This is a genomic window from Phyllobacterium sp. TAF24, assembly GCF_052113785.1.
Classification (GTDB): domain Bacteria; phylum Pseudomonadota; class Alphaproteobacteria; order Rhizobiales; family Rhizobiaceae; genus Phyllobacterium.
The window spans coordinates 44,085-63,150 of record NZ_JBFRDN010000028.1 but is presented as its reverse complement, the minus strand read 5'-3'; the positions used below and the strand labels follow the sequence as shown (position 1 = coordinate 63,150).

At 55.0% G+C, this 19,066-nt stretch carries 21 protein-coding genes; 10 read left to right on the top strand and 11 right to left on the bottom strand.

The window, feature by feature from the left end; translation table 11 throughout:
- Complete coding sequence (locus tag AB4Y96_RS20670; protein ID WP_441919550.1) at window positions 1–1,200, top strand: MFS transporter; 1,200 nt, start codon at window positions 1–3, stop codon at window positions 1,198–1,200.
- A 16-nt stretch (window positions 1,201–1,216) separates the two neighbouring features.
- On the opposite strand, the gene AB4Y96_RS20665 is transcribed toward AB4Y96_RS20670, so the two are convergent.
- On the bottom strand, window positions 1,217–2,182 hold the full coding sequence (locus AB4Y96_RS20665; RefSeq protein WP_441919549.1) for a quinone oxidoreductase family protein: 966 nt from the start codon (window positions 2,180–2,182) through the stop codon (window positions 1,217–1,219).
- A gap of 92 nt (window positions 2,183–2,274) precedes the next feature.
- Between AB4Y96_RS20665 and AB4Y96_RS20660 the strand changes: the two genes are divergently transcribed.
- Window positions 2,275–3,141, top strand: a complete 867-nt coding sequence (locus tag AB4Y96_RS20660) for a LysR family transcriptional regulator (RefSeq protein ID WP_441919548.1) — start codon at window positions 2,275–2,277, stop codon at window positions 3,139–3,141.
- Here the strand turns inward: AB4Y96_RS20660 and AB4Y96_RS20655 are convergent.
- A complete protein-coding gene (locus tag AB4Y96_RS20655) occupies window positions 3,128–3,481 on the bottom strand; it encodes a response regulator (protein ID WP_441919547.1) in 354 nt (117 codons plus the stop codon). The two genes, AB4Y96_RS20660 and AB4Y96_RS20655, sit on opposite strands and share 14 nt — an antisense overlap.
- A 108-nt stretch (window positions 3,482–3,589) precedes the next feature.
- Entirely contained in the window at window positions 3,590–4,219 is a 630-nt protein-coding gene (chpT, locus tag AB4Y96_RS20650) for a histidine phosphotransferase ChpT (protein WP_091878067.1), read from the bottom strand.
- Window positions 4,220–4,591: 372 nt separating this feature from the next.
- Between chpT and AB4Y96_RS20645 the strand changes: the two genes are divergently transcribed.
- Window positions 4,592–5,122 carry a DUF1134 domain-containing protein gene (locus AB4Y96_RS20645; protein WP_441919563.1) on the top strand — a complete coding sequence of 177 codons (531 nt, stop codon included), beginning with the start codon at window positions 4,592–4,594 and terminating at the stop codon, window positions 5,120–5,122.
- Between the two features lie 111 nt (window positions 5,123–5,233).
- Window positions 5,234–6,295: a hypothetical protein gene (locus AB4Y96_RS20640; RefSeq protein WP_441919546.1), complete on the top strand. Its 1,062-nt coding sequence runs from the start codon at window positions 5,234–5,236 to the stop codon at window positions 6,293–6,295.
- On the opposite strand, the gene AB4Y96_RS20635 is transcribed toward AB4Y96_RS20640, so the two are convergent.
- The 3 genes from AB4Y96_RS20635 to AB4Y96_RS20625 all read right to left on the bottom strand — a co-directional run bounded on the left by AB4Y96_RS20635 (window position 6,266) and on the right by AB4Y96_RS20625 (window position 8,160).
- A complete protein-coding gene (locus AB4Y96_RS20635; RefSeq protein ID WP_441919544.1) occupies window positions 6,266–7,102 on the bottom strand; it encodes a TrmH family RNA methyltransferase in 837 nt (278 codons plus the stop codon). The two genes, AB4Y96_RS20640 and AB4Y96_RS20635, sit on opposite strands and share 30 nt — an antisense overlap.
- A gap of 3 nt (window positions 7,103–7,105) precedes the next feature.
- On the bottom strand, window positions 7,106–7,885 hold the full coding sequence (locus AB4Y96_RS20630; RefSeq protein ID WP_441919542.1) for a HugZ family pyridoxamine 5'-phosphate oxidase: 780 nt from the start codon (window positions 7,883–7,885) through the stop codon (window positions 7,106–7,108).
- A gap of 83 nt (window positions 7,886–7,968) precedes the next feature.
- Window positions 7,969–8,160, bottom strand: coding sequence for a hypothetical protein (locus AB4Y96_RS20625; protein ID WP_139210400.1), 192 nt, complete (start codon window positions 8,158–8,160; stop codon window positions 7,969–7,971).
- 240 nt (window positions 8,161–8,400) lie between these two features.
- Between AB4Y96_RS20625 and AB4Y96_RS20620 the strand changes: the two genes are divergently transcribed.
- Window positions 8,401–9,339 (top strand): cell wall hydrolase, encoded by a 939-nt coding sequence (locus AB4Y96_RS20620; RefSeq protein ID WP_091878061.1) that lies wholly within the window; start codon window positions 8,401–8,403, stop codon window positions 9,337–9,339.
- Between the two features lie 48 nt (window positions 9,340–9,387).
- On the opposite strand, the gene AB4Y96_RS20615 is transcribed toward AB4Y96_RS20620, so the two are convergent.
- From AB4Y96_RS20615 to AB4Y96_RS20595, 5 genes are all read right to left on the bottom strand, one after another.
- Complete coding sequence (locus tag AB4Y96_RS20615) at window positions 9,388–9,777, bottom strand: DUF930 domain-containing protein (protein ID WP_441919539.1); 390 nt, start codon at window positions 9,775–9,777, stop codon at window positions 9,388–9,390.
- A gap of 186 nt (window positions 9,778–9,963) precedes the next feature.
- Complete coding sequence (locus AB4Y96_RS20610; RefSeq protein WP_441919537.1) at window positions 9,964–10,644, bottom strand: hypothetical protein; 681 nt, start codon at window positions 10,642–10,644, stop codon at window positions 9,964–9,966.
- A 56-nt stretch (window positions 10,645–10,700) separates the two neighbouring features.
- Window positions 10,701–11,291 carry a protein-S-isoprenylcysteine O-methyltransferase gene (locus AB4Y96_RS20605; RefSeq protein WP_441919535.1) on the bottom strand — a complete coding sequence of 197 codons (591 nt, stop codon included), beginning with the start codon at window positions 11,289–11,291 and terminating at the stop codon, window positions 10,701–10,703.
- Window positions 11,288–12,481 carry a hypothetical protein gene (locus tag AB4Y96_RS20600; RefSeq protein WP_441919534.1) on the bottom strand — a complete coding sequence of 398 codons (1,194 nt, stop codon included), beginning with the start codon at window positions 12,479–12,481 and terminating at the stop codon, window positions 11,288–11,290. The genes AB4Y96_RS20605 and AB4Y96_RS20600 overlap by 4 nt, the downstream gene beginning before the upstream one ends.
- 183 nt (window positions 12,482–12,664) lie before the next feature.
- Complete coding sequence (locus tag AB4Y96_RS20595; RefSeq protein WP_441919533.1) at window positions 12,665–13,426, bottom strand: 3-hydroxyacyl-CoA dehydrogenase; 762 nt, start codon at window positions 13,424–13,426, stop codon at window positions 12,665–12,667.
- A 333-nt stretch (window positions 13,427–13,759) separates the two neighbouring features.
- Here AB4Y96_RS20595 and AB4Y96_RS20590 point away from each other — a divergent pair, with 333 nt between their 5' ends.
- The 5 genes from AB4Y96_RS20590 to AB4Y96_RS20570 all read left to right on the top strand — a co-directional run bounded on the left by AB4Y96_RS20590 (window position 13,760) and on the right by AB4Y96_RS20570 (window position 19,037).
- Entirely contained in the window at window positions 13,760–15,364 is a 1,605-nt protein-coding gene (locus AB4Y96_RS20590) for an ABC transporter substrate-binding protein (RefSeq protein ID WP_091878055.1), read from the top strand.
- 52 nt (window positions 15,365–15,416) lie between these two features.
- Window positions 15,417–16,424 (top strand): ABC transporter permease subunit, encoded by a 1,008-nt coding sequence (locus tag AB4Y96_RS20585; protein ID WP_091878054.1) that lies wholly within the window; start codon window positions 15,417–15,419, stop codon window positions 16,422–16,424.
- Window positions 16,425–16,487: 63 nt separating this feature from the next.
- A complete protein-coding gene (locus AB4Y96_RS20580; RefSeq protein ID WP_091878053.1) occupies window positions 16,488–17,348 on the top strand; it encodes an ABC transporter permease subunit in 861 nt (286 codons plus the stop codon).
- Window positions 17,349–17,352: 4 nt separating this feature from the next.
- A complete protein-coding gene (locus AB4Y96_RS20575) occupies window positions 17,353–18,207 on the top strand; it encodes an ABC transporter ATP-binding protein (RefSeq protein WP_441919531.1) in 855 nt (284 codons plus the stop codon).
- Window positions 18,204–19,037, top strand: a complete 834-nt coding sequence (locus AB4Y96_RS20570; RefSeq protein ID WP_112525905.1) for an ABC transporter ATP-binding protein — start codon at window positions 18,204–18,206, stop codon at window positions 19,035–19,037. The genes AB4Y96_RS20575 and AB4Y96_RS20570 overlap by 4 nt, the downstream gene beginning before the upstream one ends.
- Window positions 19,038–19,066 lie beyond the last annotated feature (29 nt).

Here is a 19,066-nt window from a genome sequence, read left to right as displayed (position 1 = left end):
ATGCCCATTGGTTCTCTCGCGGACAGAATGCCGGTTGGCGCATTTGTTCCGTTCCTCATTGGTGCAATGATATTGGCCATCGCCTACGGCTCCAGTTTTTTGCTGGTCGACGTGTTGCGCGCAGCTGGCCGAAATGCTGCCGAGGCGGGAAATATCATCAGTATTGGTACCATTGCCACCTTGGCAGGTTGTGTTGGCGCGGGCCGGTTCGCCGAACGCATAGGCATCCTGCCTTTGATCATCTGCTCCGCCGTCATGATGGCATGTGCCATGGCTTGCTTTGCGGGATTGGGAGTTCTCGGCATTGGCATTGCTTATACGGGAGGCTTGCTGCTCGGTCTTGGCTGGTCTGTCTTTTACATTTTGGCACCTATACAGCTTATCCATTGCCTGAAGCCCGCCGGTCGAATTGAAGCCTTGACGTTACTATCCGGCTCGCAAATGCTGGGTATCGGGCTTTCTGCTCCGCTGGGACATCTGCTCGTTCGGGGGCTCGGCTCGCCCGCAATGATTTACGTCTGCTACGGGTTGTTCTGTCTGATAGCCGCTGGCTTGATGGTGTGGGCGCGGCGTGCATTGAAAACGATCGATCAGTTGCCGATGGTAGCGGTTGCTCTCACAATCCCGCTTGCATCAGGCATCGTAGGTGCAAGGACGGTCTTTCCCGTCATTATGATCGGACTTTCTGCTTGCGTTTTTTCCGGTCTTTCGACGTTTCAAACGCTCTATGCGGAATCGCGCGATCTCAGTTCAGGTACGTTTTTTCTGACATTTACGGTGACGACGGTGGCGTTGCGCTTTTCGATTGCATCACACATTGGCAAATTGCCGTTGGGAAAGCTGGTATTTACAATGTTCGCACTCACTCTGTCGGCGCTTGTCCTGCTAGCCGTGAATGAGAAAAGCATGACGCTCTATATCATGGCCACACTGCTGTTCGCGATCGGATACGGCCTAACCTATTCAACACTCAACGCCATGATCGTGAACCTTGCGGATGAAAGAGGGCTCTCGATTCCTGTCGCATCGCAAGTGTTCACGATCGGCTATTTCATTGGTGCCTTTGGTTTTCCCTATATAGCCGGTGGCATTATTCGCAGTTACGGTATCGACATGACACTGTTGCTGTTGATGGCTATCGTGGTGGTAAATATGATCGTCACAATGACCGTTTTTCGCAGGGGGGTGACGGCTCTGTAGCGATTGCGCATCAAATTCAGATGGTGAGAATCACACTTCCCGTTGTTTTGCCAGCTTCAAGGTCGGCTTGGGCTTTTGCCGCGTCGTGAAGCGCGTATTCCGCGCCAATGGAACTCTCCAGACCATCCTGCAGGACCGATAAAAGGGACTTGGAGGCACGCTGATAAAATTCCGGATTGTTGACGGAAGCAATGATGCTGGGGCGCATCACGGCAATATTGCTCAAATCTTCGATGCGTATCGGAGGAATTGGGCCCGCGGGCTGTCCAATTGATCCGAGAATTCCGAAAGGACGAATTGTCTTCAGTGTCTGCGTGAAGGTGGAGCCACCGATACCATCAATGGCGAGATGTACACCCTTACCCTCGGCGATCTGGCGAACGCGCTCGGCCCAATCGGGTGATTTATGAAACAGGACTTCATCTGCACCGGCTGCTGTTGCCAGTGCAACCTTGCCTTCCGAGCCAACCGTGCCGATCACATTGGCGCCAAGACGTTTGGCCCAGCGCGTGACCAATTGGCCAACGCCGCCAGCGGCCGCATGGACCAGTATCCACTCGCCCCGTTTGATCGCACGAACCTCATGCAAAAGCATATAGGCGGTTAAACCGCGCAGGAACGTGCTTGCCGCGACGCGATCCGAAACGGCATCCGGCAGTTTGATCAGACGTGATTGTGGAAGCAGCCGCACTTCGGCGTAACCACCCAGCGGCATACCAGTATAGCCGACGCGATCACCGGGTTTAAGGTTGGTGACATCGTCTCCCACGGCATCAATCGTGCCAGCGCCTTCAAACCCAAGCACCGCGGGCAGGCTCGGTGGTGAATAGAGCCCGCTGCGGAAGTAAATATCGACAAAATTGACGCCAATCGCTGTCTGGCGGATGCGAACCTCGTTTGGACCGGGGTCAGCGACCTTGATATCGCGTGTGTGCAACACTTCAGGGCCGCCATGGCCGCTCATTTCCACAATCAATGACATAATGTTCTCCTTTGGAATGGAGGCATTCGACCACATCAGACTATGTGTGGAAATTCTGTGTTTTATCCCTCTATCTGTGCAATAATGCACCTATGTTTGATTGGCAGGATTTGCATTATTTTTCCGTTCTGGCGCGGACAGGTTCCTTGTCGGCTGCCGCGCGTGAACTGGGCGTTGATCATGCGACGGTCGGACGCCGTGTGGCATCGCTGGAGCAATCACTTTCGTTGCGCCTCGTGGATCGTCTGCCACGCCGCTCGCCGCTTACAGCGGAAGGAAGCGCGATTGCTGAGCTTGCAGAAGAAATGGCGCGCCTGTCCCAAGCCATCAACAGGCGTGCCCGTGGCCTGACCAACGCGGCGACGGCAACGGTGCGTATCAGCGCACCACCCGCAGTCGCGGCAAGATTGATAGCGCCGCATGTGGTGGAGTTTCATCGCGAACACCCCGATATAACCCTGGCGCTGGCGGGTGCGTCGCATAATGCTGCGCTTGATCGCAGCGAGGCGGATGTGGCTGTGCGTATGACGAGGCCAACGGAACAGGACCTGCTGATCCGGCGGATCGGTGCCCTCCACTTCGCGCTCTATGCCACCCGCGAACAGGCGGCCCTGCCACCCGAAACGCTGGCTTTCATTGCATATGATTCAACACTCGATCACCTGACCCAACAGGTGTGGTTACGTGCGATCCTTGCGGGTCGTCCGATTATCTTTCAGGCCAGTGATCTATTCGGCCAGCAGGAGGCGGCCCGCGCAGGATTGGGGGCGGCAGCGCTTCCCTGTTTCATGGGCGACAACGATCCGATGCTGGTCAAGCTGGATGTACAGGAACCGCCGCCTGTCCGCGATATCTGGCTGACCGCCTATCCGGATGTCAGCCGTTCGCCGGCCATGCGCACTGTCATGACGTTCCTTGCCGATATTATTGGCAGGGAATGCCCGATTAAAGCACCGTAGCCGCGGGGAGAATTCCGGAAATGGATTCCCGGTTGAATGGTTTCAGGAGATAGCCAGCCGCTCCAGCTCGCTTTGCCCGCATGATCCTCGTGACATCGATTTCAGCAAGGCAGAGATAAATCCTGGCCGCTGTGCCACCGGGAAGTGCGCGGATCTGGGTGATAATATCAACAGATGGCATATCCGGCAGGGCGCAATCCAGAATGATCACATCAGGCATTTCCACGCTGCAGGCGGAAACCGTCTGGAAGCCCGTGTCAGCAGTGGTCACGACGACATTGTCGCTGGCGAGCAGGCGCGTTGCAACTTTGCGGACAACCGGTGCCCCATCAACAATCATGCACCGTAACAATGCGAACTCCCCCCGGAATTGCTGCGAGATTGCAGCCGCGTCAGGGGAGAGTAACAGGCACTCCGTGAAGAAATGCCCAAGGCGAATGGTAAATTTTTAAACGGCTGAAAAGATGATCTCTTCGGGGGTGGCGTGGATGGAGATTGTCATGCCCGCTTCCTGCGCCAGAAGCAGGGTGTAATAAGGCTGTACGGCGTGCGCGTCGATAGGCTCTTCCGGGGTCTTGCCGCTGTGCAATTCGAGGAATTTTGGCGGGACACGCAGCATCGGGCCACGCGAGGTCAGAACAAAGCGCGGTTCGGTCTCCGGTGTTTCCAGTGCCACATTCAACGTGCCGCCACGCGGCAGGGCGGCATTGGCGATTAATACGAGGTTGAGAAGCAGCTTTACCTTGTTCTTCGGCAGCAGGACGCGATTTCCTGTCCAGGTGAATTCGGCCTTCTCGCCCTTCATATATTCATTGGCAACGTTCTGAGCATCGCCCGTGTCGATCTGCACACCGGCAGAACCAGCCGCGCCAAAAGCAATGCGGGCAAATTGAAGCCGGGCAGATGCGCTGCGCGCACTCGACTTGATGAGGTTCATCGCGTCTTCGTCGGCACCACCTTCTTCGAGAAGCTCCAGACCGTTGTTGATCGCGCCGACTGGCGAAATGATGTCATGGCAGATACGGCTGCTCAGCAGGGCTCCGAGGTCCGTTGCCGAAAGAATTACGGGCAATGTCATAAGAGAGTCTCCTGAAGATTGGCTAGCGGTTTGGTCTGCACATTGGGCTCAAGCCGAATCAGATGTTCATGCGAATCACTCTGATTGCTGCTGCATTTGGATACATAGCTCAGTCCGCATGGGCAAGAACGACGTCGAAAATGCCGGTAGCTGCTGAAATCGCTATCTTTTTCTCGTCCCAGGCAAGCCATTGAAATGCCAAGATCGATTCATAAACTTTTATACAAGGTTTAGACCTTTAAATGGTGCTTCAATTATAAAGCGAACACAAGATTCGCAACTGGCGTCGGACAAAGAAGCGAACAGCCAAAAGGAATTATGATGGCGTCTCTATTCTTGTCTATGAACCGTTTTTTTCTTCTGATCCTGACGATGGTGTCACTGGTTGTTGCGCAGCCGCAAATGGCCAATGCTGCTCAGGATCAGTACTCGATGAACGAGATCGTCAATTCGGGGCAAAGGTTCTTTGGATCGACCTCCGGTGGCCTCGCATCCGCTGTTGAAAAGATTTTCCAGAGCTATGGTTTGCCGAACGGTTATATCCTTGGCGAAGAAGGATCAGGCGCCATCATCGGCGGTCTTACCTATGGCGAAGGCTCGCTCTACACAAAGAATGCGGGCGATCACAAAACATTCTGGCAGGGACCATCCATCGGATGGGATTTTGGTGGCCAAGGCTCCCGTGTCATGATGCTCGTTTATAATCTCGACGATGTGCAGAATCTTTATGGCCGTTTTGTCGGCGTGGCGGGTTCGGCCTATCTCTTCGCTGGCGTTGGCTTCAACGTGCTCAAGCGCAATCAGGTCCTGCTCGTGCCGATCCGCACGGGTGTCGGCGCGCGGCTTGGTGTGAATGTCGGCTATCTCAAGATCACCCAGTCACCAACCTGGAATCCGTTTTGATCCCTTCATACTGCTAACCTATAGCAAAGACGCGGAAACTGTTCCCGCGTCTTTGCCGTTTGATGCCAGACTGTCATTGTGCCAGATTGAGCTACCAATAGGACTTTTATCGTGATCCAGACCGCGCTTTATTTTGCTCTTGGATTTTTGAGCGCCGTGCTGTTGGCGCTGATTTTTGCACCGCCTATCTGGCGCCGCGCGATGCTGCTTACGCGCAGGCGTGTCGAGGCCGAAACGCCGCTGACGCTCAATGAAATACAGGCCCAGCGCGATGGCTTGCGTGCCGAACACGCGGTCAGTGAACGCAAGCTCGAAATGACCCTTGCGGGCGTGAAGGAAAAGTCTGCAAAGCAATTGGCCGAATTCAGTGACAAGGAACGGCAGATTCGCACACTTTCCAGTGATGTTTCTGCGCGTGACACCACAATTGCCGAGTTGCAGGCTACGCTTGCCGAACGGGGGCAGACGCTAGAAAAGACGGGGAAAGACCTGAGCAATACAGCACAGACCCTCGAACAACGTTCAGCGGAGCTGGAGCTTTTAAACAGGCGTTTGACCAGCACGGCAACGAAGGCTGACAGCTTGCAGATCGATGTTGCAGCGCAGGGCACGCGCATCGAGAATCTTTCGGATGAGTTGAAGGAAGCGCGTCAGGGCCGACGTGATGCCGAGGAGCAGAAGCGCAAGCTGGAGACCGAGATCAAAGCCTTGCAGCATTCATTCGAACAGGAAAAAAAGCGGGGCAGCGATGCCCAGACACAGGCGACAACCCTTGTGACACAGCTTTCAGACAGTGAGGCCAAGCTATTGCGGCGGGAAAAAGAAGTTGAACGGCTTAATGAGCGGTTGCGCAACGTGATTGCTGAAGGCCGCAAACAGGGCATTGCTGCCACGGAAACGCCTCGTGGCAAGCAGGCGCTGGTGCAGGCTGAGGAAAGCAAACGGCTGCGCGAGGAAATGAACACACTTGCATCGCAGGTCGTCGCGATGGTTGCCCGGCTCGAGGGACCAGCGTCCCCGGTGAACAAACTGCTTGATGGCACGGGTAAAGATGCGGCAGTGGCCTATGACGACAATGGCGAGGTCATTGTCAGTCTGGCCGATCGTATCCGCGCGCTGCAAAAAGCAGCATCGGCGCTTGAATCAGGCGGCGGAGAACCGGCTAAATCGTGACAGGGCAATCCCTGACGCTGTTGCGACGTTCAAACTGTCAAATTCCTGCGACATGGGAATTCTGACAGTCCGCAGCTTTTGCATCAATGCTTTTGGCAGACCTTCTCCCTCGGTTCCGAGCAGCAGGGCTGTGCGCGCTCCGGGTTGTGCCGTGTAGATGGTTTCGGTGCCTGAGGGACTCAACGCATAGATATCAAAACCGGCTCGTTGCAGCTTGCCGACAATTTCCTCAATCGAACCTTCGCGGGCGAATGGCACTTTGAGCGCTGCACCTACGGATACGCGGATTGCCTTGCGGTAAAGCGGGTCACAGCTGGTTTCATCCATCAGAATGCAGTCAGCCTCGAACGCAGCGGCATTGCGAAAGATCGAACCCATGTTGTCGTGGTTGGATATGCCGCAAAGCACCACGGCAAGTGATTTTTCGGGGAGAGCATCAATCAATTGACTGGTAGAGCAGGGCGTACTGCGCCGCCCAACTGCGAGAATACCGCGATGCATGGGAAAACCGGCAATCGCATCCATGACATGGCGCGACACGCAATAGACAGGAACGTTATCCGGGCAGAGACGGATTTGCTCTAACAGCCCTGCAAGCCGGTTTTCCAGGACCAGAAGCGACTCTACGGCAAAAGCAGCGTTCGCAAGCAATACATTGAGTACAACCTTACCTTCCGCGATGAAGCGGCCTTCCCGGCCAACCAGATCGCGCTCGCGAACATCGCGATAGGGCACAAGCCGCGCATCTTCTGGATCATCGATGCGAATGGTGCGATGGTCGAGCCAGATCTGGTCATCCGATGCCATGTTTCAGGCCTTTTCGCCAGCAGTGCCCAAGCCTGCCCGCGCCTCTCCAGCCATGCGCACGAGGCTCATATGCATATCCTTGGCTGAGCCGAGCGGCGTGGAAAACCAGATACGCTGCACATCATCGCCATCGGCAATATCAAAACCCTCCGCGTCGATGCCGGTTATCCGCCAGCTGCCATCAGGTGCCTTGGCGTAAAACCGCGCATAGAGCGCTATGGCCTGCGCGTGGTCATCATTCATATGTTCGACTGCATTTTTCTCCGCCGCCGCCAATTCTTCATTGACTGGATTGAGGCTGAGCAGGTCATCAGCAGTTACCTGGTAAGCCCTACCAAACCCGCCGTTGAGGCTCGCACCTGTCGGCTCAAGACGGAAAAAGCGGAAATCGCCAAGCCCGGCATAAAGCTTGGCCTTGGGCTGGTGCGCGAGATAGCGCCATTCGATACGGGCATGTTCAGCGCCTTCGCGGGCAATTTCCCGTGCCTTGGCAAACATGGTAATGCGTGGATGGGCCAGCGGATCGCCCTTGCCGACTTCGCCGATCAGCAGCGAACAACGCGGGTCAGCGATCAGGGCAGGCGTGTGTGCGGAAAGGGCGGAGACAAGAATAACAGGCGTGCCGTCATGATCCGTGGAAAGGCCGACACGGGTGGCAATGGGACCGCCGGTCGCAGGGTCAAGTGTAGCAATGACAGCGTAACGCGCCTTGCGGACCAGTGTCTTTGCCAATCGGACAGCTTCTGCGTCGGTCTCGCGTAATACATCCTTCTTGTCGGTCACGGCCTATCCCTCATTATGTTGAGCGAGAGATAGTTGCTCGGCCGGTACAGGACAAGCGATTTCAGCGAAAGGACGATAAGGTGTTAAGCAGCGATTGATCTGGTGTCGTTAATGCCGGCATCATGGATGCAATCGGCGAGCAGATCGAGATCGACAGGGCCAATCGTACACAAAACCGGGGCAAATTCTTCAACAGGAATGTCGAGCGCCATCAGTTCCACGAGCGCTTCCATCAATGCTTCACGCGTGTCATATCTTGCGGAATAGCTTGGCATGATTCTGCCTCTCAAGCCGGGATCAACTGCGAAAATCATACTATAAATACGGTAAACAAATTCTTAATTTTGCCATTATTAGAAATTTTTTGCTTCTTTTGTGAATAAAATAACGCCATGATTTCAAATAGATGATAGAAAGTGATTACACGTTAACTCTCTTTGCCATTGTTTGGCCCTAAATGACATCAATCTGTGACCAACTTCACCAGCAGGAAAAACAGCGATGAGAATTGCTTCGTGATCGGCGCAAGGAAGTGGAAAACCCCCGGGATTGTGGGTGTTATAGCCGCCATTGGCCTCGTAAGTGGGTGCTCTACGCAGACTGCCCAACACGCCGGTAAGGTGAAGGCAAATCTGGCAAGCAACAATACAACCGTTTCCAAAAGCTACGCCTATACCCCGAAGGACAAGGAATGTCTTGAGCGGGCGATGTTCTTTGAGTCCAACCGCTCGAGCCAGGATGGTTTGCTCGCGGTGGGAACTGTGGTTATGAATCGCCTCGATTCCGGCAAATATGCGAATACGATTTGCGGCGTCGTTGGTGAAAAGGGGCAGTTTGCTCCCGGTGTTCTTTCCCGGCCTATGCAGTCGGCAGCGCTTCCTGATGTACAGCAGGCAGCGGATGCGGTGCTCAAGGGCCAGCGTCATCCCAAGGTCAAGGAAGCAATGTTCTTCCATACGGCCGGACTGCGCTTCCCTTACCGGAATATGCATTACACGGTTGTTGCCGGTGGTAATGCCTTTTACGAGAAGCGGGACCGTTACAATACGCCTGATTTGGGTAGCAAGGTGGCAAGCGTTGCCATTGCCAATGCCTATATAGCCAGCATGAGAAATACCAACCCGGCGTCGGTCAACAACATCATGGTTGCCAGTGCGCAGCCGACGATGACGACCACAACGTCCGGGCGCGTGACAAACCAGCCTTTCGCGGTGGCTCAGGCTCAGACGGCACCTGCTGCTGCGCCGCAGCAGCTTGCATTTGCCAATATTGCGGTGCCGGTTGATCCGCCCGCACCGGCTATGGTCTTCACTGCACCAGCCTCGGCCAAGCCAACTGCTATGCCACAGGCTGCAGAACCGGCTGTGCTTGCTTTCGAAGCTCCCAAGAGCAAATCGGTTGATGCTATCGGCCAGATGCTGCTCGCTCAGGACCGTCCGGCTCCCGCCAATTAAGGCAAAGAACGATCTGGCGCCGCGAGAGCGGCGCTTTTTGGCGCGTGGTTATGGCACGAGGAAGTGCTGTGACCATTCGTCGTGTGGAACCATCTGTCCGATTGCATATTGAAACGTCAGGATGGTCATGTGATCCGGTGACGTCGTGCATGTGTAGGAAAGGTGATACCACTCGCCCTTGCTGCGAAACGCAGCGCCGGTGGACTGGATTTTATCACCGGTCACCTTGGGGTCCTTAAAGGCGTAGGCGACGAGTTCATCGGGTACGAGCTTGACCGGATCGTGGTGAATGCGCTCCATTGCCTCAAGGTCACACCGCTGCTCCAGCCGCGTTTCCGGGCTCAATCCTTCCAGTTCTTCCGCTTCCTTTGAATCCATGGCCTTGGATGAACCGGTCATTGCGACCGTCAATAAAAGCATGGCTATAAGTGATTTCATTTACGCCGGGCTCTCTGAAATTTGGGCAGAAGAATTGTATAATTTGTCGGGATCAATGGACGGCTTGCCTTCATGCGGGACCATTCGAACCATAGTCCAAAACGCCGTCAGATGTCTCCCGGATTGGGACCAAATTATGGAAGCCGGCTGGATAATCCACAGCGGTAAACTGGTTGTGATGCCGGGTCACACCGGCTTTTTCGCCGGTGGTTTCTTATCGCCGTTTACTTCGATGTAAGCGTAGATATAGGCAAATGACGGCAGGGCACGGTTGGATGGTTCGACAAGACCAGCAACAGAGCCCAAAGAGGCGGCGTAGTTGTTGCAGTTGAAACCAAACATGGTCCACAGCGGCGGGTTGGCCAGATTGGCGCGTACCTTGCTGAGAAGACGCTGGTACTGGGCCTCTGTCAGGGAAACGCGATAGGCGGCGCCGGTGGTGAAATTGCAATCGGAATAGCTCGGTTTCAGTTCGGACGGCATGGGAATGATGGCGCCGCCATAAAGGCCAAGCAAGCTGCCTTTGGGAAAGAGGCCATTATATTGGCGGGTCACGGGATTGCCTTTGGCATCAAGCCTTCCGAAGACCACATACATGTGGCCGCTTGGAATGCCCGGAGACAGACGCTGACGGAATTCCATATAGGCCGGGTCACCCGGTCTGGTGCGGTTGGCTGTCAATTTCGCCGCGGCGCCTTTGACGCTGCCGTGGGCGGCGCAGGTCAATTCTGGTATTTCGGCCGTGTAAGCAGACGGGCTAACGGACACATCGGATGATGGGGTCGACTGGCAGGCAGCGAGGGATGTCGCAAAGACCGATGCAAGCAGCACCTTGAACGGCGCGGAAGCGGTTGAGGCAATGTTCACCAAGGCGGTTCTCTTTTCAATCCTGTGATGACCAGACCATCGAAATGGCCCGGCTTTCAATAGACGAATGGCAGCACGCGCCAGGTTATGGCACGGTACTGACGATACTCTTCCCCGAAAGCTTCCTCCATCATTCGCTCCTCCGCTCCTATTCTCAGGAAGAACAGGAAGCCGAACCCCGCGAGACCGGAAAGACCGGCAATATAATTGGGCAAAAGCAGGGCCTGGGTCAATGCCATCAGCCAGAAGGCCGAATACATGGGGTGCCGCAAGCGTTTGTAGATGCCTGTGGTGATGAGCTTGTGGTCCTGTTTCAATTGCAGCGACACGGACCACATCTGACCGAGTGCCTTGTGCGTCAGGCGAAACAGGATCAAAGCGGCAATACCGGCCAGAATACCAAGGGCTAGGAGTGCAGGATTCGGGGTGTAAGACGCAAATCTTGGCTGTCCTGTCGCTACATAGAATGCGGGTATGATGCCAAGACCAATGAGAGACACGGCCAGCCGGACGGTATCTGCACCCTTTCTGCGATCAACTGTCAATTTGGCCCGTTGCGCGCGCCGGTCAAACGGGCGGCGCAACAGATACCAGGTCACTATAAAAACGACCCACAGGGCCTTTCCGGCAACGACAAGCGAAATCATACGGCGGCAGTTTCAGGTATTTTGATGGACGAGGCGACATGCGCAGTACACTCGCACGCCAGGCCGCCGCTTGTTGCGATATCCGAAAAGCACTCAGGTCCACAGAGTATTGCATGCCAGGAATAGGCTGAGCGCTTCTCGACGCCGTAGACAAACTGCCGGTGCACGCGGAAAAAATTATGTTTGATGGCTTTGTAGGTTTCATCGCAAAGTTGATTGCGGAAGCGGACTCTGACCAGAACGGGGGATTCCGCATCTGATATATTCAGGTCGCGTACCGGATTCGATTTATAGAAATTCATAGGATCTGTCAGTGACTGCGCATCAACCCAAAGTGTGCGGCTGCGGGCGACATTCTCGACACTGGAGCGCAAAGCGTCTGCTGCCGGGTGCAAGGCGATCTTGAGAAGACTTGAACCAACTGTGAGCAAGCCATAACGCCGTGAACTATTCTTTTGCAGGGCTTTATCAAGAATCTGCAGGGCACAGATGGCGCCCATACTGTGGGCAGCGACCACGACTTCGGTTGTGGCAGGTGCGCGGCTGATACGGTTTGCCGCGTCTGCAATCACATATCGCAGCTTCGCCGTAATGTCCGGTCGCCGGTTGCGCGCCATATCGCGCGCAAATGTCCAGTCATCCATGAGCAGCAGAAAATGCATTCTGCGGGCTGCAAGCACCAGCAATGCCAGCGCCATGATCACCGAAACCGCCATTGGTGCCATCGCCTCACGGGAAAACTGCCAGGCAATGCCCCCGGCACCGAAAGCGAGACCAAGGATGGCACCCATGATGACGAGTGGATAGAGGAAGAACAGCGCGTAACGCCAGCTCGTTGCAATGAAGCGGAAGAATGTGCCTGTGATGATGAAATCGATCAGCGCAATGATCCCGCTCAAAATCCGGGCAATGGGATTTCTGGATGCATAGAAAAGATTGATGTCACCCAGTCCATAAAGCACGAAATCGGTCTGTGCAGACCAGTTTGGCCCCGCCGTTTGCAACCGAAATTCACCCACGCTGACAGTATCTTCCGCGGACGAAATTTTCAGCGCACCATCTTCGCGCAGCGCCATGTCATAGACAGGCGCTGTCTTGGTTGCTTCCCGCAGGAAGCGCCGATGATGGGCCTCTACCGGCATATGTTCAAAGCCCGGCAACAAAACGACCAGACGATTGATAACGGACATCTGCCACCTTTCCAGGTTCTGAATTGCGGTGTTGTCAGCGCCCTCAGCATTCGCTCGCTAAAAAGGAATTTAGATGACCGACGTTAACAGAACGTGGCCAATACCAAAGGGTTGCACGGACTTTTGGTCGCATCACAACCCTGAGGTGTATCCCGTTTTTCGCTTGAACCTGCTTAATCTGTCTTATTTAGGCGCCATACGGATGGCGCCGTCAAGACGAATCGTTTCGCCGTTGAGCATGGGGTTTTCAATGATATGCAGTGCCAGTGCTGCATATTCCTCGGGTTTGCCAAGACGGGAAGGGAAGGGAATGGAGGCTGCCAGCGAATCCTGAACGTCCTGCGGCATGGCCAAAAGCATAGGTGTTCCAAAGATTCCGGGTGCTATCGACATGACCCGGATACCGAAGCGGGCGAGTTCGCGCGCTGCCGGCAATGTCAGGCCTGCGATACCGGCTTTTGACGAGGCATAGGCCGCCTGACCAATCTGGCCGTCAAAGGCGGCAACTGATGCTGTTGAAATAATGACACCGCGTTCGCCCGTTTCAAGCGCGTCGAGTTTGGAGGCTGCATCGCTGACGAGCCGAAGCATGTTGAATGAGCCAATGAGATTGACTTCGATGACACGGCGGTAAAGCTCAAGATCGTGCGGACCGTCACGGCCAACAATCCGTCCGGCATTGGCGATACCGGCGCAATTAACGAGGATTCGCGTCGTGCCCAGCTTGTCTGCGACATGGGCGACAGCTCGCTGCGCGTCGTCGGCGCTGGAGACATTGCAGGCGACAGCCAAGCCACCAATTTCGCTGGCCACTTTTTGCGCTGCATCAAGATTAATGTCAAAAAGTGCAACTTTCGCGCCTTTTTCCGCCAGTGCGCGCGCCGTGGCTGCTCCCAGGCCGGACCCGCCGCCCGTTACAATCGCTGTTTGGCCCTGAATATTCACAATGCGTCTCCTCGCTGGTTTTCAAGTCTTCTGGCACGAGTTTGGGACTTGATCCAGCCGATATTTGCTCTCCAAGCGAGGGAAGGGCACCCGCGATGCAAGAATATGTTGATTTATAAACAATGCATAACAAAAGTTCAGGCCGCCACATTTAGTGAATTTCGCTATTTTTGTGGCTTTGTTAAAAAATTTCCCCAGAATCTTCAATTCTTCGCCCGCTGGAAGGTTGACTGCGAATAAATCTGCTTGCATTGCGACATTGCAAAGGCTTCCATGCAACCTCGGTTGCGGGCAAGGGGGCCGGCAACACAAAAAACCTCTGAAGGTGGAAAAATGAAGACCTACAAGAAATTCCTTGCGGCGACAGCGCTTGCAATGTTGACGGGTGGGCTGATGGCAGGTGGAGCCTCGGCGAAAAATCTCGTGTTCTGCTCTGAAGCTGCTCCCGGCGGTTTCGACCCAGCACTTTATACCGGCGGTGAAACGCTTGATGCGACCGGACAGGCTGTCTTCAACAAGCTTGTTGAATTCAAGCTGGGTACATCCGAAGTCGAGCCAAGCCTGGCAGCGAGCTGGACGATTTCCGATGATGGTCTTGAATACACATTCAAACTTCGTCCGGGCGTCAAGTTCCAGACAACCAGCTTTTTCACGCCAACCCGCGATATGAATGCTGATGACGTCGTTTTCTCGTTCGAGCGTCAGAAGGAAGGCAGCAAGTGGGCCAAATATGTTGATGGCGCCACCTACGAATATTTTGAAAGCATGGACTTCCCCAAGCTGATCAAGGAAGTCAAGAAGGTCGATGACCTGACTGTCAAGATTTCGCTGAACAAGCCAAGCGCCCCTATGCTTGCAGGTCTTGCGATGGATTTTTCCTCGATCGTATCGAAGGAATATGCCGACAAGCTACAGGCTGACGGTACACCGCAGAAGTTCAATGAACAGCCTGTTGGTACCGGACCGTTCCAGTTCGTTGATTATCAGCTGAACACAGCCATCCGCTACGAAGCCAACCCGGGCTATTTCAAGGGCAAGGTAAAGGTCGACAACCTGATTTTTGCTGTAACCACGGATGCTGCCGTGCGCGTGCAGAAGATCAAGGCCGGTGAATGCAACATCACGATCTATCCTGATCCGGCTGATGTGGCTGGCCTCAAGGCCGATGCCAATCTGAAGGTCATTCAGAAGCCGGGCCTGAATATTGCTTACCTTGGTTACAACACGACACAGGCACCCTTCGACAAGCCGGAAGTGCGCAAGGCGCTCAACATGGCCATCGACAAGAAGGCTATTGTAGACGCTGTCTATCTGGGTCAGGGCACACCGGCTGTTAATCCGATCCCGCCGACAATGTGGTCCTATGACAAGGCCATCAAGGATGACGAATACAATCCTGAAGCGGCCAAGAAGGCTCTCGAAAAGGCTGGCGTCAAGAATCTGTCGATGAAGATCTGGGCAATGCCGGTTGCACGCCCTTACATGCCAAATGGCCGCCGTACCGCAGAACTTCTGCAGTCCGATTTTGCCAAGGTTGGTGTGAAGGTCGAAATCGTCAGCTACGATTGGCAGGAATACCTGAAGCGCGCGTCCGATCCAAAGCATGACGGTGCCGTCATTCTCGGTTGGACCGGTGACAATGGTGATCCGGACAACTTCCTGGCCGTACTGCTTTCGTGCCAGGCTGTTGGTCAGGCCAACCGTACCGCATGGTGCAACAAGGAGTTCACCGCGCTCATCGACAAGGCTGCTGTGACTGCCGATCAGGCTGAACGCACCAAGCTTTACGAACAGGCTCAGGTTATCTTCAAGCGTGAAGCACCATGGGCTACCTTGGCGCACTCGTTGGTAACCGATGTTACGACGAAGAATGTGACCGGTTACGTGCAAAGCGCGTTCGGCGTTCACAACTTCGCCGATGTTGACATCACCGAGTAAATCACTCCTCGCGGTACCGGCTTCGGCCGGTACCGCTTTTTATTAGGTTACCATGTTCCGATATATCGCTTCACGAGTGCTGCTGCTGATCCCGACATTTATTGGTATCAGCTTTGTGGCCTTTATCTTCATCCGCCTGCTTCCCGGCGATCCCATCATTGCGCTTGCAGGCGAACGCGGCATGACGCCGGAACGCCACCAGATGCTGATGGAGCAGTTTGGCTTCAACAGACCGATCTGGGAGCAATATTTCTCGTTTCTGTGGAATATCTTTCACGGGGACTTTGGCACGTCGATCGCCAGCAAACGCGCGGTCCTTGCCGACTTTCTATCACTCTTTCCGGCAACGCTTGAACTGAGCATCTGCGCCATGCTGTTTGCCGTCATCATCGGCATTCCTGCAGGCATCTTTGCCGCCGTCAAGCGTGGTTCGATCTTCGACCAGCTCAGCATGGGTATTGCACTGGTCGGTTATTCCATGCCGATTTTCTGGTGGGGTATTCTGCTCATTATCTTGTTCGCCGGTATTCTGCACTGGACGCCAGTTTCGGGCCGGATGGATTTGGTCTATTTCTTCAAGCCGACAACTGGCTTCATGCTGATCGACAGCCTGATTTCAGGTCCGAAGGGCGCATTCAAGTCTGCGTTCTCGCACCTTATCCTGCCGACGATCGTGCTTGGGACGATTCCGCTTGCGGTTATCGCCCGCCAGACACGTTCTGCCATGCTGGAAGTGCTGGGTGAGGATTATGTGCGTACAGCGCGCGCCAAGGGCCTTGCCCCGAAGCGTGTCATCGGCATTCATGCGCTGCGTAATGCCATGATCCCCGTCATCACGACGATTGGTCTGCAAATGGGTCTGCTGATGGCCGGTGCCATCCTGACCGAGACGATCTTCTCGTGGCCGGGTATCGGCAAATGGATGATCGATGCTATCGCCAAGCGTGATTACGTCGTCGTTCAGGGTGGCCTTATGCTGGTCGCGCTCATCGTCATGACCGTCAATTTGATTGTCGATCTGCTCTATGCGGTCGTCAACCCGCGTATCCGCGTAAAGTGAGGAACCGTGACTAACGAAGTTTCCCCTCCCGTAACGCTCACCGCCGCCCCTTCATCGGGCCGCATGAGCCAGTTCACGGAATTCTGGTTCTATTTCAGCGTTAACAAGGGCGCTGTTATCGGGCTTGTCACTCTGATTTTTCTGGTACTTGTCGCAATCCTCGGGCCGTTCATCGCTCCGCATGCGCCATATGAACAGTTTCGCGAATCGCTGCTGACACCACCCGCATGGCAGGAAGGCGGTAATTCGACATTTCTGCTGGGTACCGACGCCGTTGGCCGTGATTTGCTGTCACGTCTGATTTATGGCGCGCGCTTCTCGTTGTTCATCGGTCTGATCGTCGTAACGCTTTCCATGGTCACGGGCGTGATCCTTGGCGTGCTTGCCGGCTATTTCCGTGGCTGGGTTGATGCGCTGATCATGCGCATTATGGACATCATTCTCGCTTTCCCGCCGCTGCTTCTGGCACTCGTGCTGGTGGCAATTCTTGGACCGGGATTGTTTAACGCGATGATTGCCATTGCGCTGGTTCTGCAACCACACTTTGCGCGCCTTACGCGTGCTGCCGTGATGAGCGAAAAGAACCGCGAATATGTGGTTGCCGCAAAGCTTGCCGGTGCTGGCCATATACGTCTGATGTTCAAGACGATCCTGCCGAACTGTCTGGCACCGTTGATCGTGCAGGGAACGCTGTCGTTCTCCAATGCCATTCTTGAAGCGGCTGCGCTTGGCTTCCTTGGCATGGGCGCACAACCGCCCACACCAGAATGGGGTACGATGTTGGCGGAAGCACGCGAATTCATCCTGCGCGCCTGGTGGGTTGTCACATTCCCCGGTCTCGCAATCCTGATTACTGTGCTTGCAATCAATCTCGTTGGCGACGGTTTGCGCGACGCCCTCGATCCCAAACTGAAGAGGAGCTGAGATCATGGCTCTGCTTGAAATCAAGAATCTCTCGGTTGGGTTCGACACGAGTTCCGGCCAGTTCATGGCGGTGCAAGGGATCGACCTTCACGTTGAAGCACGCGAAGTATTGGCCATCGTAGGCGAGTCCGGCTCGGGTAAATCAGTGGCCATGCTTGCCGTCATGGGCCTGTTGCCGAAGACCGCAACTGTGACTGCCGACAAAATGGTTTTCAACGGTCATGACATGCTGACCATGAGCACCAAACAGCGCCGGGAAATTGTTGGCCGCGACGTGGCGATGATTTTTCAGGAGCCGATGGCAAGCCTCAATCCGTGCTTTACGGTTGGCTTTCAGCTGGAAGAAGTTTTGCGTTTCCATATGAAAATGGATGGCAAGGCCCGGCGCAAGCGCGCCATCGAGCTGTTGCAGCAGGTTGGTATTCCGACACCGGAGGAACGGCTGAATTCGTTCCCGCACCAGATGTCCGGCGGCCAGTGCCAGCGCGTCATGATTGCCATTGCCATCGCCTGCAATCCAAAGCTGCTGATTGCTGATGAGCCGACCACAGCGCTCGACGTGACGATCCAGAAGCAGATTCTCGACCTGCTGGTCAGCCTGCAAGCCAAGCACGGCATGGGTCTGATCATGATCACCCACGACATGGGCGTTGTTGCTGAAACCGCTGATCGCGTGATCGTTCAGTACAAGGGGCGCAAAATGGAGGAAGCCGACGTGCTTTCGCTGTTTGAAACGCCCAAAAGTCCATATACGCGTGCCCTTCTGTCTGCCTTGCCGGAAAACGCGACGGGCGACCGCCTGTCGACCGTGGCAGACTTTATGAAGAACGAAGCCGCCAATGCAGGAGCAGCATCATGAGCGAGATCGTTCTTGAAGGACGCAATATCGTCCGTGATTATCACGTTGGTGGTGGCCTGTTCGGCAAACCCAAGACTGTACGTGCGGTCAAGGGCGTTAGCTTTACGCTGGAAAAGGGCAAGACCCTCGCCATTGTTGGCGAGAGTGGTTGTGGCAAGTCAACACTGGGCCGCATCCTGACGCTGATTGATCCGCAGTCTGAAGGCGAATTGCTGATTGATGGCAAGCCCATCAACATCGCCAAGGATAGGGTAACACCGGAAATGCGCCGCAAGGTGCAGATCATTTTCCAGAATCCCTATGGATCGCTGAACCCGCGCCAGAAGATCGGTGAAGTCTTGGGTGAGCCGCTTTTGCTCAACACCAACAAGACCGCTGCTGAACGGCGCGAGCTTGCCATGCAGATGCTGGTCAAGGTCGGGCTTGGTCCCGAGCACTACAACCGCTATCCGCATATGTTCTCCGGTGGTCAGCGCCAGCGTATTGCCATTGCTCGCGCGTTGATGATGAGCCCAAGCCTGCTGGTACTGGACGAGCCGGTTTCGGCGCTCGATCTTTCGGTGCAGGCGCAGGTCCTCAACCTGCTGGCGGATCTGCAGGACGAGTTCAACTTGACCTATGTGTTCATCAGCCATGACCTGTCCGTGGTGCGCTACATCGCCGATGAGGTGATGGTGATGTATTATGGTGAAGTGGTCGAGTATGGCACGCGCGAGGAAGTGTTCTCAAATCCACAGCACAGCTATACCAAGACGCTGTTTGCGGCCACGCCAAAGTCTGATGTCGCCAGCATCCGGGCGCGGTTGGAGAAGAAAAAAGCTGCTGCCTGATTTTGCTGGTGGCAGAATTGTGCGTTGCG